Genomic DNA, 16,272 nt, shown 5'->3' with positions numbered 1-16,272 from the left:
AAATACTCCTTTCGGCATAGCAGCAGGGGAGCATTTAAGCCTGAACCCCTTCTGAAGGTAACGTTGTTGTTGATAATTTGCGCCGAGAGCTTCTGGCAACATAGAACAGCAGCATTGCGCCTGCGATAGAGCTCAACATACAAGACAGATTCATTACTTCTACCCCGCCTTGATTAAGCAAAAATCCATTCAGTAAATTACCGACAATGCCAGCAAAACCTGAGAACACCATATTAAATACACTTTGACCAGTGGCCTGCATCTCGTTAGAAGTGATCTGAGATACATATTCGACTGCAGCAATATAAAAGAACCCAAACGAAAGACCGTGCAGCACCTGCACACCGATCATTACTGATGGATAAGGAAAAGCAACCTGAATACCCCATCGCAAAACATAAATAAGGGCCCCAAGGAGCAAGGTACGCTCACGCCCTAGCTTCTTGATCACCTTAGAAGCAAACAGCATGGAGGGTACATTAGTCACCGATGCGAGAAAAAGAGCAATCCCTGCATAGCGAGTGGAGCCTCCAACCGATTGAAAAGCGATTACAAAATATGTACCAAAGGCAGTCATCGTCTGATTCACAAGAAAGCTGCCGCCCAAAAAAGCAAGGAAGACCCGATTCCCCAGCAGTTGTCTTACCCCCTGAGTAAACGATTGCCTCATCATATGATTCTCTTCCGCCTGCTTCGGCAATGTAAACGCAATAAGAACCGCAATCACATTAAAAAAGAGAAAAGGCAGCCATATCGTGGATACAGAGAAGGTGGATACATACACTCCCCCTGCATAAGCTCCCAGAGCCGCTCCAATGCTCATCATAAGCCGAATGCTACCATAAGTGGCCCCAGCTCTATTCGCCGCTGAGATCGCGTAAGAATCGGCTATAGGAGCCTGTGTAGAAGAGAAGATCGTTGAGCACGTATACACCAGAAGGAGCACAATGAAATATTCCGAACGATAAAACACGGCTAATAAAGCCGGAACCGCCACACTTAGGATTAGTACTAAACGTGTCTGATTATACCGATCAGAGATAATCCCCCACATCGGCTGAATGGTGATCGCTATTAGCGTACCTGTTGCCATTAGTATACCTATCTGTCCGCTATTAAGTCCATTGTGGACCAAGAGCAGCGAAAGATAGGAGCCAAATGAACCTCCGGCCAATCCTAAGAATAGATAAAAGCCGCGCAGCTTCGATAGTTTTTCCATTTGTGCTAAAAGTCCTCTCTAACTTCTTAATTAAGTATAAATGCCTTCGGCCACTTATAAGGACGGTATGCGTTTAAGCGATAACTATAGGCTCATAAAGTATGGAGCTTAATATTTTTATATTTTAACAGAATACCCGTACTTCCTATGTAATCATCGCATTTAATATAGCAGTACTATAAAGGCGGTGGACAAGTTGAGCATAAATCATAATCCTCTCATGGTAAATCATCCCTGTCTAACAGACAAGTCTAATGCGAGCAATAAACAGAGCTCAGCCTTCGGCTGGTCATCTAAGAACTGGAGTGGCTACACTGTTACTGGCAGAAAAGGCGCTTTCAACCGCATTTCCGGTGAATGGATCGTCCCATACGTTAAACCAACCTACAAATCCACCTATTCCTCTGCATGGATTGGCATCGACGGATTCAAGAACAGCAGCCTTATCCAGACGGGAACAGGTCATGAATTCGTAAATGGGATTGCCCGTTACTACGCCTGGTGGGAAATCCTGCCTGACGCTGAGACTGTAATCTCTTTTCCAGTATACCCGGGAGATCATATGAAGGGTACTATCACGAAAATAAGCCACACAAAATGGTCTATCACACTCCGAAATTTAAGCCGAAATTGGGCCTTCCGAACGCTCCAGCGGTATACCGGTCCACAAACGTCCGGCGAATGGATAATGGAGGCTCCCGAGGTCGATGGTTCCATCGCAAAGCTGGCCCGCGTCTGTACAACCTATTTCAATTGCTGTCGAATTAACGGAAAACGGCCTAGGTTAACTCTTTCTAACGGAGGGATCATGGTCCAGAATAACATCACCGTTGCGGTTCCTTCCAGTCCAAGCCATCGAGGGGACTCTTTTAGCGTCAAACGTATATACTAACAGTTTGAATGGATTCAAGTAAAAAAAAGCTGCCTCACTTGTAGGTTTTCACTACATCTGAGACAGCTCTTATATTTTAAAATATATACTACGAATCAGGCAAAGCCAGTCGAGTACTACTCGATTGTGCTTACTTTTACCAAGTTAGTGGAACCGGAACGTCCAAGTGGAATTCCTGCAGTAATCACAACTAGGTCGCCAGCATGAACCAGACCGGAATCCTTACCACCTTGGATTGCTGTTTCAAGCAATTCATCTGTGGAAGTAGCTACTTTACCGAATACTGGTGTTACGCCCCAAACGAGGGACAATTGACGCATAGTTCTTTCTTGTGTCGTAACAGCAATGATTGGTGCTTTAGGACGGTATTTGGAAACAACGCGTGCAGTATGACCTGTAACCGTCGAAGAAAGAATAGCCTTAGCGTTCAGATCCAAAGCGGAAATTGCAACGGATTGGCTGATCGCTTCTGTAACTGTAGTTTCTTGTGCAGTTTGTTGTTTCGAGAAAATTTCATGGTGATCCAGTGCGGACTCCGCTTTCTCAGCAATACGGGACATTGTAAGAACGGATTCTACTGGATATTTACCAGCAGCAGTTTCTCCGGAAAGCATGATTGCATCTGTTCCGTCGAAAATAGCGTTTGCTACGTCACTTGCTTCAGCGCGAGTAGGACGTGGGTTACGTTGCATAGAATCCAGCATTTGTGTAGCTGTGATTACTGGTTTGCCAGCAACGTTACATTTTTGAATCATCAATTTTTGAGCCAAAGGTACATCTTCAGCTGGGATTTCAACACCAAGGTCACCACGAGCAACCATCAGGCCGTCGGAAGCTTCTAGAATTTCATCAAGGTTGTCAACACCTTGTTGGTTTTCGATTTTGGAAATGATTTGAATGTGAGAAGCGTTGTTTTTCGCAAGCAGCTCACGAATTTCCTGAACGTCGCTAGCTTTGCGAACGAAGGAAGCGGCGATAAAATCGATGTCCTGTTCGATACCGAAAAGAATATCGTTGGTGTCTTTTTCCGTAATACCCGGCAAGGAGATGTTTACTCCTGGTACGTTAACGCCCTTTTTGCTCTTGATCGTACCACCGTTTACAATACGGGTCTTGATTTCTGTACCTTGAATGTCGACAACTGTCAAACCAATTAGACCGTCATCAATAAGGATAGTGGAGCCTACTTGAACATCATTAGGAAGCTCGCTGTACGTGATGGAAATACGTTCTTGGGTGCCAAGGATTTCTTCCGTAGTTAGTGTCAGGTACTCGTCCTGAACTAGTTCAATCGGTTCTACTTCCAACTTGCCTGTGCGAATCTCCGGTCCTTTTGTATCGAGCAGGATAGCAACAGTTTTGTTCAGTTCCTTAGATGCTTGACGGATCGTTTTAATCCGAGCACCATGCTCTTCAAAATCGCCGTGGGAGAAATTCAAACGGGCCACATTCATACCAGCCAAAATCAATTTTTTGATATTCTCCAACGATTCACTCGCAGGTCCGATCGTACATACAATTTTACTTTTCCGCATTAGGTTTTCCTCCGTTTTTTCGTTCTCTCTGTCTCACTTTTTCCAACTACAAAATCTACTACAAGGCTAACTAATTAAATAGGAACTTTGTCACATGTGCCTTTAACTACGCCCTTATGAATATTACTGCAACTTAGACACAAAATCAATGTTGTAGGCTCTTTTAGATGTAATTTGAGCTCGAATTATCTGAACGCACAAAAAAAATTAAAATAATCCCGGCATTGCGTCGAGATTATTTTAATTCCAATAAAATGTATAATTTACACTTAATTCAATATGGTCCACTAAGTATGGTTATATGTCTTAAAGTGCAAATGGCAACACCCTTCTTACACTTCAGATTCCACTTCTTCTTCAAGGAAAATCTGCTCCTGCTGGGCTTCAGCAAACTCACCGATTTTACGGAATTTACGGTAACGATCTTCTTTCAGCTCCGCACTATTCAGAGAAATCAGCTCCTGCAAGTGACGCCATAACGCATCCTTAATTGCAGCTGCTGTAGCCTCGTAATCACGATGTGCGCCGCCTTTTGGCTCAGGAACAATCTCTTCAATGACTTCCATTTCAAGCAGATCAGATGCCGTTATCTTCATGGCTTCCGCCGCTTGATCAGCCTTCGAAGCATCCTTCCATAGAATCGAAGCAGCCCCGTTAGGAGATATTACAGAATAGATGGCATGCTCCAGCATAAGCACTCTGTTACCCACTGCCAGTGCTAGTGCGCCGCCACTTCCGCCTTCTCCGATGACAACACAGATAACAGGAACACCAAACTGAGACATTTCACGCAAATTACGCGCGATCGCTTCAGACTGGCCTCTTTCCTCAGCTGTATTGCCTGGATATGCGCCTTTCGTATCCACGAAGGTAATAATGGGACGTTTGAACTTGTCCGCTTGCTGCATCAGACGTAGCGCTTTACGGAAGCCTTCAGGGTGTGCACTGCCGAAAAAGCGTAAAATATTTTCTTTCGTATCTTTACCGCGTTGCTGGCCAATGACCGTAACCGGGACGCCGTTCAGCTTCGCGATACCGCCTACAATAGCTAGATCATCCCCAAACATCCGATCTCCGTGCAGCTCAATAAAATCTGTGAAGATCTGTCCCATAAGATCAAGTGAAGTCGGACGACCTTGATGTCTGGCTAGATGCATTTTTTGGGAAGGAGAGATATTAGAATACACTTCCTCCTCAAGCACACGGTACCGTTCTTCCAACCTTGCTACCTCATCCGTAAAATCAATACCCTTCTCTTCGCCAAACTGCTTTAGCTCGGCAATTTTCTTGCGCATTTCAACTAGAGGCATTTCAAAAGGCAACTCTCCTGCCAACCTAAAATCCCCCTTTCACATCATGCAATTCCAAAATTTTGGTCAGTGTAGCGCGCATTTCTTTACGGTGCACAACCATATCAATCAAGCCATGCTGCAGATTAAATTCAGCTGTCTGGAAATCATCCGGAAGCTTCTGGCGAATCGTCTGTTCAATGACTATACGTCCTGCGAAACCGAATACCGCTCCAGGCTCTGCAATAATAATATCCCCAAGACTAGCAAAACTTGCAGAGACTCCGCCGGTTGTCGGATCCGTAATTATAGAAATATAAAGGCCGCCCACCTCATTAAAACGAGCAAGGGCTGCACTGGTCTTCGCCATTTGCATAAGGCTTAAAATACTCTCCTGCATTCTCGCTCCGCCTGAAGTAGAGAAAATAAGGAGTGGAAGCTGCTTCTCCGTGGCTTCTTCAATCGCCCGGGTAATCTTCTCACCTACCACAGATCCCATACTGCCGGAGAAAAATTCGAAATTCATCACAGCTACGATCACTGGATGCCCGCCAATAGATCCCTGTCCCGTAATCACGGCATCAGTTTGTCCCGATTTTAGTTGCTGCTGCTCCAGTTTAGAAGCATAACCCGGGAATTTCAGCGGATCTATGGAATACATTTCACTGTCAAACTCAATAAAGCCCTCTGGGTCTAACGTCATAGCAATACGCTCAACAGCATTCAAGCGCAAATGATGACCACAAGTAGGACATACTTTTAGATTCTTTTCCAATTCCTTGCTATACTGGATCGTTCCGCATTTATTACATTTACTCATTAATCCTTCTGGAATTTCCCGTTTGGGGCGTTCGCCTTCTGCAGGCTCGCCGCTTCGCTCCAGACGTTCTGAAGGAATAGTCGCGTACTTCCGTTTCTTCTGAAATAAATCTTTGAACACACCCGCACCTCTTCAGCCGTTTATTTGCGTTATGCAGCTTGCCGCTGTCATGACTTTTCTCTTGATAGAAATTCAGGGATGCAGAATAAGATTAAGGACTTCCTGTACTTCCTCCAGTTCACCCGAAGGAACCAATATCTCAAACTGCTGCTTGGACATATTGATTGGACGGCATTTTACTAAAAAACCTTCTTCAGTCAGCTTACTCTTAATCATATCCGCCACTTTGGCGGTCGGCGCGATATATATTACCGTCCACATGCCTTGCAAGGCCTCCCCAATCTTAATTCCCAGCCGTATCCCGTATAATGGAATTATGATAACACAGTTTTCTTTTTTCCCGCAACAGGCGTAGGGCAAAGGAAGCAAGACTGAGGAACTCGTTCAAACGAAATAAATCGAGTCATTTATTCCGTGTCCGTGACTATAGGATATACTTTTGCTCCTTCATGCCGATGAGCAATTCTAGCAGAAGCAGCTGCAGCGATACCCGCCACAAGGTCATCCAAGAACACATGAATACTCCCCTTATCATCGTTCAATTCACCGATGATTCCAAGCTTTATTTTGTCCAAGTACCCAAATCCTGTAAGTCCGATCATCCCATATACCCCTGTGATACCAAGGGCTAGAGTCTCGTCCGCACCATAAAGTGATTCATCCGCCTCCATAACTGCCTGGAGCGGCTGCGGAAGCAGTCTTTTTTCTGCCAGTTCATCAAGTGCAATCCCCGTCATTAACGTGTACTGCACTTCTCTTTTTCCCAGAACAGATTTCACACTGGAAAGGCATTCTTCCTTGGATAAACCGGGATAATAAACAGATTGTAAAATATATACGATCTCAGCAATAGAAGAAAGTGATACGCCTCTACGTTCCAACAGATCGACTGCCATTTGATAGGACATGATGTCATTCCCCTTTCCGCCCAGGGATTCGCCCTGTGGTTTCCTAATGTATGCGGAAAAGGATAGAATTGTTCTTATTTTATTCTTACGGTACCTGCTCCCAGCATAGACTCGATAGCCGCGAACAGCTCCTGAGTAGGCTTGATCCGGTAGTTATCGCTAAGGGCCAGGAGCTTCTGATCCCGTTCGTAGAACAGAATCGTCGCTACTGGGCCTGGATGATTCTGCAGCAGCTCCTTCAAGCGCGACAGCTGCGCAGCATTCTCGGCGGCCGGCGTGATCTTGATAAAGACACGCTGGCCTGAGACCGGCGCTGGCGCAGCGGCCGGTGCAGGTGTTGCAGGCGCAGCTGCGCCGCCTGCAGGTCTGCCAGCGGGGCCAGTGGCGGCCCCGCTGGCCCGCGAAGCAGGAGCGCCGCCGCGCGGCGGTGTTCCTGCTGAGGCCGAGCGTCCCGCGCTATAAGAGCGGGACGCGGCGGCACTACGGCGCTGCAGCAGGCCGCGGAGTGTCTCCGCGGAGAGCAGCGCCACTTCCTCGGCCAGCAGCTTGAAGCCTTCGTCCTCCTGCTGCACCTTGGCGCGCAAAGCTAACAGCGCGCCCTTGGCAATCAAGCTGCGGCTTCGCTTCCACACCTCGGGGAAGAGCACGACTTCGCAGCGCTCGATCTGATCTTCCCATTCGATGAAGGCCATCGATTTTCCTTGCTTCGTCGTAATTTCCTTAACGGATACGACCATGCCGGCCGTAACCGTCTGACTCTCATCTGCGGCTTCACCGAGATCCATCAGCCGCTGTATACCAGGCTCCTCAAGCAGCTCAGCGCTATCGTCGAGCGGGTGACCTGATAGATACAGCCCCAGCAGCTCACGTTCCATCTCCAGCTGCTGTCCTACTGTGAACTTAGGGATATCCGGATAGCGAATCTCCCAGTTTGGCGTTTCCACCAAATCGTCGAACAACTGGATTTGCAGCTCATCCCGCTCCTTGCGCCATTTCAGCGCGGCGTCAACGGTCTCGTCCAGCATAGCGAGCAGCTGGGCTCTATGACCCGGCAGACAGTCAAAAGCTCCTGCCTGCAGCAAAGACTCCACTACCCGCTTGTTGCAGACCCGCAGATCGACACGTCGACAGAAATCGAGCAGACTGTCGAACGGCCGCTCCTTACGGACCGACATAATATTCTCCACTGCTAACGTTCCGACATTCTTAATCGCCGCGAGCCCAAAGCGGATATGCCCTGTTCCCGTTTCTTCCCCTGGAACCGGGGTAAACAACACGCCGCTCTCGTTCACATCCGGCGGTAACACGCCGATGCCCGTGCGGCGGCAGTCCAGTACATACTCCGCCACCTTACGGTGGGTGCCCATTACAGCCGTCAGCATAGATGCCATAAACTGTACCGGATAATGCGCCTTGAGATATGCCGTCTGGAAAGCCAGCACACCATAAGCCGCCGCATGCGCACGAGGGAAACCATAATCGGCAAACCTTACAATCATATCATAAACGGCATTCGCATCCGCTTCGTTATATCCTTGCTGCAAGCTCCCCTGTACAAAATGGCTGCGTTCCTTATCCAGCGTCTCACGTTTCTTCTTAGAGACCGCTCGCCGGAGCAGATCCGCTTCACCAAGCGAGAATCCGGCCATAAGCGAAGCAATCTGCATAATCTGTTCCTGGTACACAATAATCCCATAGGTATCCGCTAATATAGATTTCAAATCAGAATGTGGGTACTCTACTTCAATCTGGCCGTGCTTTCCTGCTATATATTTCGGGATAAATTCCATTGGACCCGGACGATACAGCGCTAGAACCGATACGATATCTTCAAAACCATTAGGCTTCAAATCCTTCAGCACACGTCTTACACCCGCCGATTCCAGTTGGAAGACCCCAGTCGTCTCCCCTGCACCTAGCATTTCATACGTAAGGGGATCATGATCTGGTATCGTTTTGAAATTCGGAACACTGCCACTCATTTCTTTAATCGAATTCATACAGCGTTCGATAATCGACAAAGTACGCAAGCCCAGAAAATCCATCTTCAACAGCCCGACACTCTCCAAATGCTCCATAGAGTACTGAGTTAAAGCTGTGCTTTCGTTACCTTCCTGGAGGGGTACAGCATCAGTTAGCGGACCTTTGGAAATGACAACCCCGGCAGCATGTGTCGAAGCATGACGAGGCATTCCTTCCACTTTCATTGCCATATCCAGCAAGCCCTTGATCTTCGGATTACTGTCATATAGCGCTTTAAGATCTGGAGTAGTCTCTAGTGCTCTAGCGAGGCTGATGCCTAGTTGTCCTGGGATGAGCTTGGCAGCTTTGTCTACCTCGTTATAAGGTAAATTCAGCACCCTGCCCACATCACGAACCGCAGCCCGTGCAGCCATGGTTCCAAATGTAATAATCTGTGCCACATGTTCTTTGCCGTATTTCTCCACCACATAAGCGATAACCTCATCACGGCGTTCATCACTAAAATCGATATCAATATCCGGCATCGTGATCCGTTCTGGATTTAAGAAACGTTCAAAGAGCAAGTTATACTTAAGCGGATCAACATCCGTGATTCGTAGGGAGTAAGCGGTAAGACTCCCCGCGGAGGAACCCCGGCCCGGTCCTGTAGCAATCCCCTGACGATGACAATAAGCGATAAAATCCCACACAATTAGAAAATAATCGCTAAATCCCATACTCTCGATGACACCAAGCTCATAGGCAAGACGCTTCTCAGCAGTCTCTCTTTGCTCAGGCGATACCCATAGTGGTGTGTCAATATATCGTTCTTCAAGCCCCCTAAAGCATAACTCACGCAAATATGCAGCAGAGTCCATACCTTCCGGAATCGGTGAATAAGCAGGCAGAATATGTTGACCGAAGGTAAGCTCCAGATTACATTTTTCTGCGATCAGTAGCGTGTTACTAATAGCATCAGGCACATGCGGGAATAACGCCGCCATCTGTTCACTGCTTTTTAAAAATAACTGATCTGTTCCGATCTTGAGCCGTTCCTCATCATCCACAGTTTTACCTGTTCCAATACAGATCAGAACATCCTGTACCTCTGCATCTTCCTTAGCTAAATAATGAACGTCATTCGTAGCTACGAGTGGGATATCACAGGCCTTGGCAAGTGCGATCAGCTTCGGATTTACTCGCTTTTGCTCGGAAATTCCGTGATCTTGAAGCTCCAGGTAGAAGTCTTCGCCAAAAATCTCCTTATATCGCAGCGCAGCCTTTCGCGCTTCATCATCTCTTCCATGCAACAGATGCTGCGGCACTTCGCCGCCTAGACATGCACTAAGGCATATGATCCCCTCCGAATGAGCGGCCAGAACCTCCATATCAATACGAGGTTTATAGTGATGGCCTTCCAGATGGCCGATAGAGATCAGCTTCATCAGATTCTTGTAGCCGGTTTCATTCTTGACGAGCAGAATCAGGTGATAAATCGGTTGATCTTTGCGACTGCCCCGCTCTCGGCGAGAGCCTGCGGTTAAATAAGCTTCACAGCCGATAATCGGCTTGATTCCATTCTCTTTACACGCTTTATAAAAGGGGATCGCCCCATACATCACTCCATGATCCGTAAGCGCCAGCGACTTCATGCCGTATTCGCCGGCCCGGCGCACGAGATCGGTAATGCGCGCCGCCCCGTCCAGTAAACTGTATTCGCTGTGCACATGCAAATGCACGAAAGGGCTCATCATCCCACTTCCTTTCTACTACAAAAATCAAACATAAATAGTTGTTCAAAAAGTCCGCTTTTGATCACGAAGTAACCCAAGAAGCTTACTCAACATCGAATATTGAATTCAGGCGAAATTTCCGGTGTTCACGTAGCTTCCGCTACGACCGCTCCTCATTTTCTACCCTCTTTCAATCTTCCCGGTGCTGAAAGCCGTACTTTTTGAACTCGCACTATAAGATGAAACTATTTTATCATATTAAAGGGGGACCCGCCCATAGAATGGATTAAGAGCACATGGACAGGCAACGTTTATAGATGCCTCGTCCGGGAAGGGGCCTTTATGAGCATTTTTATGAGCAAAGCGATCCTCGATTTCTTTATCGCCTTCGGCATCGTACTTGGCGGAGCTATGGTCGGTGGAATCGGCGCCGTTGTCTCCCTGCAACCACCGACGCAAACGATGCTAGATGTAGCAGACCGGATTAAAATATGGGCACTTGCCGCCGCTGTAGGGGGTACTATGGACCCTTTACGGGTCATTGAAAGCAACATGATTGGGGGCAACCTTTCCCCTGCCATCAAGCAAATCATGTATATTGCCTTCGCTTTTCTCGGAGCCCATATGGGCAGTGAGCTAGTAAAATGGGTGTGCGGCAGGGGGTAACGACAGTGAGAGTTCCACCATTCAGTCGTTTTCGTAGATTCACTCAAATTTCCGCTATATTCATGCTAGGGATCGTCGTGGGAGCCGTCATATACAACGCCATATACCATGTTGGATATAATGTGTTATGGCTGAATAATGCAGACCTGCGTGTACAGATCGAGCAATATCAAGAGGATATTAAAACACTCAAAAAATATAATAATACCTCTACGGTAATCAGAGAAATCAAAATTCGATCGGAGGAAAGCAAAGCCCAATCAGAAGGCTCAAACCCAGTTGACCCCGTAACTTTAAAATTAATACTTAGCGAAATACGATCAGATCTGGAACCGATGCGCGGCCGCAGCATGTTCGATATTGACACAGACAGTAAACTGGTTAGGCTGCTGCTGGATGGTAAACTTTACATTGTGCGTGAGAAGGAATACTCTGTCAAAATCCGGACGATGCTCGTCATGGAAGGCGTTTTGCAAATCTGGGTGGAAATCAGTCCTTTTAAGCGCAACTAACAACAATCGTATGATACAATAATGGACAGACAAAAGTGGAAATTACTTCAAGGCTTTTGCACGACATGATAAAGGAGCTGGCTGTCCATGGTTTTATTTATCAAATACTTATTGTTTATCCTGCTGGTGGTCTTTGTAATCGGTGCCGCTGTGTACAGCTTATCCTCTCGCCGTGCCTTAAATCCCCGAGTTAAGGGGCTAAAACGCTCCGTTATGAATGTGATGCTGGGCGCAATGCTCGTAACGCTGTCCCTAATTTCCATGTTTCTGTTTCGCGGCTCCACCGTTAATATTATTGTTGAAGCTGCCTTTCTTCTGATCGGTGTGTTCAACATCTTCTCAGGACTGCGTAGCTATAGCTATTACAGCCGCAGCCAAGAGCAGCATCAGTCGAAAGCCTAGGCTTTAGTCTTCATAGGATTGCAAGAATAAAATAGACTACCCTCATTATTATCCTCGAGGGCAGTCTATTTAGCATGTTTATCACTCGTCGTGTCTTAGCCGTGGTCAATGGATTGCAGCATTAGAACAGCTTTCGCTACCAGGGTATCTGAATAGCTGATCTCTATTTCTAGCTTACAAGTACGGCGACTAATCTCGAGCAGTCTCGGCATTACAATAATCGCGTGTTCGATCTGTACTGGCCGGATAAAATAGGTAGACATATTATCTAAGACATAGTCATTTCCTGTTATATCCTTAGCAGCCTTAAACGCTGAGAGCGTCATTAGCGTAGACAAGACACCTTCAGAAATGGTTCCTAGGTCAGTCGCCATCTGAGGAGTAATGAAGCCATGAAAAAACAATCGTCCCTCTTCATCCCGCTCATCCGCAAAGCCGTTCCAGATGAGATGATCGAAGGTCTCACCAAGCTGTGGAGTGTTACGGACATCTCGCAGACTTTGCAGCACTTCTTTACGAGTTAGGGAGCCCACCAATTTGCGGTTACGGTCTACAATAGGTAGGAAATCGACGCCTTCCCACATCATGATCTGCGCAGCTGAGGCTAGTGAGGTATGCAGTGCAGCGGTAACCGGACTCCGAACCATAGCCTTTTCAATACTTTGCCCTTCTGTCAGGTCCTCTACTTCACGTCGTCCGATAATGCCAATCACTCGGTTCCATTCATCCGTAACGGGAAAACGTTGCTCTCCAGTCTCCTCTGAAATCTGCCGCAGCTCACCGACGGTGCTTGAAATTTTCAACGTATTCAGACGCGGTTTGCTGTCGACAATATCCTCTACAAGCATGATTTTTTTCTTAATCAATCTATCAAAAATGGCACGGTTAATCATTGATGCCACAGTAAACGTGTCATGTCTTGATGAAATGATAGGGAGGTCCAGCTCGTCCGCTAACGCCTTAACTTCACGGCTTGTCCCGAAGCCACCTGTAACGAGAACTGCCGCACCTTGCTCTAGCGCCAAAGAGTGAACATCATCACGGTTACCTACAATGAGCAGGCTGTCTGCGTCTATATAACGAATCATCGCGTCAACCTTCATCGCACCGATTACATATTTATGAAGATGCTTACTCAGTCCGCTAGCCCCGCCAAGAACATGACCCTCAACAATATCAACCACGTCCCCAAACGTCAGCTGTTCAGAAATGTTACGAGGCTTTTTTTCTACACGTACTGTACCAATCCGTTCCTTCGTGATGACAATTCCAAGATTCTCAGCTTCCTTCACTGCACGATATGCAGTTCCCTCGCTGACTAACATTTCTTTTGCAAGCTTACGAACAGATATTTTGGAGCCTACCTTAAGACTTTCAATATGCTGCAGCAGTTGCTCGTGTTTAGTAATTGCATCGCCTTGACCTTCCAACTGTTACACCCCCGTACTCCGATCTGTACTATACTGTACTCATTATACACGGAGAGAATGGCACAGTACAACCGATTCATAAGCATCGGATTCGAATTTAACTGCCCGCACACAATCTATAATCAAGGAAATTATTACAATATATTAGATCTGATAATCGCTTGAAACACCTACTTTGCCAAATGGGATAATTCTGCAGACGCTATAAGCTTCACGTGAAATCCACTTCCTTTATTTAGCAACCTTTCCCTCTTTTTTATAGTCTGAGAGTTAGAACATGCGTAAAGGAGAAATGCGAATATGAACAAGATTGCTTTAATACTATTTACCATTATTTTGTTTTTAATAGGACTGGTCGGCTGTGGAAATACGGGAACCGAAGTCAAACAAACAGATCGAATGGAGCTGGATGCACAAAAAATAGTTTCCATTAATTTAATAGAAAATGACCAACCAGTGGCGACTATCTCTGAAGCATCATCCTTCAAACGATTCGTTCAAGCCATAACTACTGCTGAATATGATAAAGGACAACTAGATATTGCTCCCGGCGATTACAGAACCACTGTGAACATGAGGGATGGCATAAGTTATGAATTCTCTTTTTGGATTGGTGAAAGTAACAGTGGATTACTCATTCAATCCGGACAAATGGGTCACTATCGTCTGTCAGATACCAGCAAAAAGGACCTGTTGGACTTGTTTCAATCGACTCTTAAAGAAGATAAGAACTCTCCAGCAGACTCTATTAACCCACAGCCCCCTAATGTTCAAGTTACTGTTGGCGGTGAGCAGTTCGATGCCATTCAAGGCTCTTATTGCTGGAACGAGTATGGTAAAGGCGTGTGTGTAGATGTAGCTTCATACGATCAATTGGTTAACAAACAGAAGGTACATCCCAAGGCCATCAGCCGCGATCAGGTAGGACTCAAATTCTCATCTGCACCCAAAGAAATAGAGGTTATGGCTTCATTTCCTGGTGAGGAACGTCCGGACGAAGCTCTTTCCGTAGAAAATAACAGTTTTCAACTCGCAGCAGGTAGCGGAAAACATCTGTATATAATCCAAGCAAGATGGCCTCAGGGGAGCGCCAGTTATGTATTTGAAGTTGAGTGCTCGTCATCGGTCAGTAAAAAGTAATCCGTTTGTTAGACAAACTGGGTAGAAAATAGAGAATAGACTCTTAAGAAAAAAAGGAAAAATATGTTATACTGTATTAGTGAAGGGGGATGACTTTATGCAATTTCTTTTTATACTCGCGGTTCTCGTTCCGGCGGTGTGGTACTACGCGGCTCTTGGTAAACGAATATCTGCAGAAGAAAAGAAAGCTGGAAAAGATCTCTCAGATGAGATCAAGCCTTTTACAGGTGCACGATAAATTTAATCCCCCTGCGTTCGCGGGGGGATTCTTAAAGCCCACTGGCTTTAGCTAGTGGGCTTTTCTGTGATTCTAGGGCATTTATGCACCTCTTTACGCTAATTCGGCGCTTTTTCCAAGATTCTAGGGCATTTATGCACCTCTTTACGCTAATTCGGCGCTTTTTCTGGGATTCTAGGGGATTTATGCACCTCTTTACGCCATTTCGGCGCTTTTTCCAGGAATCTAGGGCATTTATGCATCTCTTTTTGCCAGCCTGGAGCTTTTCCCCTGAAACTCAAATCTAGTCACTAATGGATTCAACCCCACTTCTATGATCTTTGTGTAACTCTAGTTTCTTCATTCCATTTGGACTGCCATTGTTCCAGTTTTGCTTTTCGCACAGCTTCTAAACGCTTGGTCTTCTCCTCATCAACACCAATTATGAAATGCAGATGTGCCGCAATGACCATAAAGGCGAAAAGTGACCAGATCACTCCAAAACCAAATACCCAACTAGGCCCATTCGCTAGCGATAACTTCGGCAGAGCATACAAAAGCATGGCCAACGCCAGCACCAGATAGACACCATGTTTAAACTTGTTTCTTTTTCTCATTACTAACAACTCCTTCGCAGACAAGATATTCGATTGAATCTATATCTCTACTCTATGAACTTGAAGTCCTTAATATGAGACAAGTCCACAAAAATATACTTTTACTCAAAAAAATATAAAATAGTACGCATTTATGTAGCTAGCAAAGCTTATATATGAGATGATAATTTCATTTAGGGGGCGATTTAGACTTGAATACAACTTATACTCATACCGAATACATAATTCGAAAAAAGGTATTTTCGATCATGGGTGCGAAACTTCATATTTATGATAATACGGAGCAACTTGTACTCTATTCACAAATGAAAGCATTCAAGCTGAAAGAGGATATTGCGCTGTATACGGATGAGAGCATGAATAAGGAGCTATTGCGAATCAAAGCCCGCAGTGTGGTCGATTTTAGCGCAACTTATGATGTGCATGATACGGAGACTGGCGAGCACATCGGTGCACTGCGCCGTAAGGGACTCAAATCTATTTTGAAAGATGAATGGAAGATTCTCGATCGTCATGATCAGGAAATCGGAAAAATCAAGGAAGATAGCACCGCGATGGCTTTACTCCGCCGCTTTATCTCTATTATCCCTCAGAAATACAATATCGAGATGGATGACACAACGATTCCGGCCTTCAAACAGAACTTCAACCCATTCGTTACAAAAATCATGGCTGACTTCTCCGAAGATCCCAAGGGAATGCTTGATCGCCGCCTAGGTTTGGCTGCTGGTATTCTTCTTTGCGCAATCGAAGGTAAGCAAGATTAGTTAGTTTACTCCTACGCTAGTCACAAGAATAAAGAGGATGTTT

Annotated in this window: 16 protein-coding genes; 7 read left to right on the top strand and 9 right to left on the bottom strand. The window is 46.0% G+C overall.

The features are described 5' to 3' along the window. Positions 1-34 precede the first annotated feature (34 nt). Complete coding sequence (locus ACDZ28_RS18360; RefSeq protein ID WP_042125976.1) at positions 35-1,219, bottom strand: MFS transporter; 1,185 nt, start codon at positions 1,217-1,219, stop codon at positions 35-37. A 196-nt stretch (positions 1,220-1,415) separates the two neighbouring features. Here ACDZ28_RS18360 and ACDZ28_RS18355 point away from each other — a divergent pair, with 196 nt between their 5' ends. Further along, positions 1,416-2,111 carry a G1 family glutamic endopeptidase gene (locus ACDZ28_RS18355; RefSeq protein WP_375102442.1) on the top strand — a complete coding sequence of 232 codons (696 nt, stop codon included), beginning with the start codon at positions 1,416-1,418 and terminating at the stop codon, positions 2,109-2,111. A gap of 116 nt (positions 2,112-2,227) precedes the next feature. Here the strand turns inward: ACDZ28_RS18355 and pyk are convergent, their stop codons facing one another. The 6 genes from pyk to ACDZ28_RS18325 form a co-directional block, all read right to left on the bottom strand. After that, positions 2,228-3,646, bottom strand: coding sequence for a pyruvate kinase (gene pyk, locus ACDZ28_RS18350; RefSeq protein ID WP_042125972.1), 1,419 nt, complete (start codon positions 3,644-3,646; stop codon positions 2,228-2,230). A gap of 332 nt (positions 3,647-3,978) precedes the next feature. Continuing rightward, complete coding sequence (locus tag ACDZ28_RS18345) at positions 3,979-4,980, bottom strand: acetyl-CoA carboxylase carboxyltransferase subunit alpha (protein WP_076121507.1); 1,002 nt, start codon at positions 4,978-4,980, stop codon at positions 3,979-3,981. Between the two features lies 1 nt (position 4,981). Then, a complete protein-coding gene (gene accD / locus ACDZ28_RS18340; protein ID WP_076121509.1) occupies positions 4,982-5,875 on the bottom strand; it encodes an acetyl-CoA carboxylase, carboxyltransferase subunit beta in 894 nt (297 codons plus the stop codon). A gap of 72 nt (positions 5,876-5,947) precedes the next feature. Then, positions 5,948-6,136, bottom strand: a complete 189-nt coding sequence (locus tag ACDZ28_RS18335; protein WP_042125966.1) for a hypothetical protein — start codon at positions 6,134-6,136, stop codon at positions 5,948-5,950. Between the two features lie 146 nt (positions 6,137-6,282). After that, positions 6,283-6,783: a phosphatidylglycerophosphatase A gene (locus ACDZ28_RS18330; protein ID WP_042125964.1), complete on the bottom strand. Its 501-nt coding sequence runs from the start codon at positions 6,781-6,783 to the stop codon at positions 6,283-6,285. A gap of 74 nt (positions 6,784-6,857) precedes the next feature. Next, on the bottom strand, positions 6,858-10,496 hold the full coding sequence (locus ACDZ28_RS18325; RefSeq protein WP_339291299.1) for a DNA polymerase III subunit alpha: 3,639 nt from the start codon (positions 10,494-10,496) through the stop codon (positions 6,858-6,860). 324 nt (positions 10,497-10,820) lie between these two features. On the opposite strand from ACDZ28_RS18325, the gene ACDZ28_RS18320 reads away from it, so the two are divergent. The 3 genes from ACDZ28_RS18320 to ACDZ28_RS18310 all read left to right on the top strand — a co-directional run bounded on the left by ACDZ28_RS18320 (position 10,821) and on the right by ACDZ28_RS18310 (position 12,058). Beyond that, entirely contained in the window at positions 10,821-11,144 is a 324-nt protein-coding gene (locus ACDZ28_RS18320) for a YtrH family sporulation protein (RefSeq protein WP_042125960.1), read from the top strand. A gap of 5 nt (positions 11,145-11,149) precedes the next feature. Beyond that, positions 11,150-11,656, top strand: a complete 507-nt coding sequence (locus ACDZ28_RS18315; protein ID WP_042125959.1) for a DUF4044 domain-containing protein — start codon at positions 11,150-11,152, stop codon at positions 11,654-11,656. Positions 11,657-11,743: 87 nt separating this feature from the next. Then, positions 11,744-12,058: a YtpI family protein gene (locus ACDZ28_RS18310; RefSeq protein WP_042125957.1), complete on the top strand. Its 315-nt coding sequence runs from the start codon at positions 11,744-11,746 to the stop codon at positions 12,056-12,058. 95 nt (positions 12,059-12,153) lie between these two features. Here ACDZ28_RS18310 and ACDZ28_RS18305 read toward each other — a convergent pair whose 3' ends face one another. After that, on the bottom strand, positions 12,154-13,488 hold the full coding sequence (locus tag ACDZ28_RS18305; RefSeq protein WP_042125955.1) for a DRTGG domain-containing protein: 1,335 nt from the start codon (positions 13,486-13,488) through the stop codon (positions 12,154-12,156). Positions 13,489-13,788: 300 nt separating this feature from the next. Here ACDZ28_RS18305 and ACDZ28_RS18300 point away from each other — a divergent pair, with 300 nt between their 5' ends. Both ACDZ28_RS18300 and ACDZ28_RS18295 read left to right on the top strand, forming a co-directional pair. After that, the gene (locus tag ACDZ28_RS18300) at positions 13,789-14,628 is read left to right on the top strand and encodes a hypothetical protein (RefSeq protein WP_339290071.1); all 840 of its coding nucleotides are present in this window, start codon (positions 13,789-13,791) and stop codon (positions 14,626-14,628) included. Between the two features lie 97 nt (positions 14,629-14,725). Next, positions 14,726-14,866 (top strand): hypothetical protein, encoded by a 141-nt coding sequence (locus tag ACDZ28_RS18295; RefSeq protein ID WP_339290069.1) that lies wholly within the window; start codon positions 14,726-14,728, stop codon positions 14,864-14,866. Positions 14,867-15,177: 311 nt separating this feature from the next. On the opposite strand, the gene ACDZ28_RS18290 is transcribed toward ACDZ28_RS18295, so the two are convergent. Further along, entirely contained in the window at positions 15,178-15,462 is a 285-nt protein-coding gene (locus tag ACDZ28_RS18290; RefSeq protein WP_042125953.1) for a hypothetical protein, read from the bottom strand. A gap of 191 nt (positions 15,463-15,653) precedes the next feature. Between ACDZ28_RS18290 and ACDZ28_RS18285 the strand changes: the two genes are divergently transcribed. Further along, complete coding sequence (locus tag ACDZ28_RS18285; protein WP_375102441.1) at positions 15,654-16,229, top strand: hypothetical protein; 576 nt, start codon at positions 15,654-15,656, stop codon at positions 16,227-16,229. The last annotated feature ends 43 nt before the right edge of the window (positions 16,230-16,272 follow it).

This window comes from Paenibacillus sp. RS8 (assembly GCF_041956825.1).
Taxonomy (GTDB): domain Bacteria; phylum Bacillota; class Bacilli; order Paenibacillales; family Paenibacillaceae; genus Paenibacillus_AQ.
The sequence above is the reverse complement of the archived record's forward strand: the minus strand, read 5'-3'. Positions and strand labels throughout refer to the sequence as shown.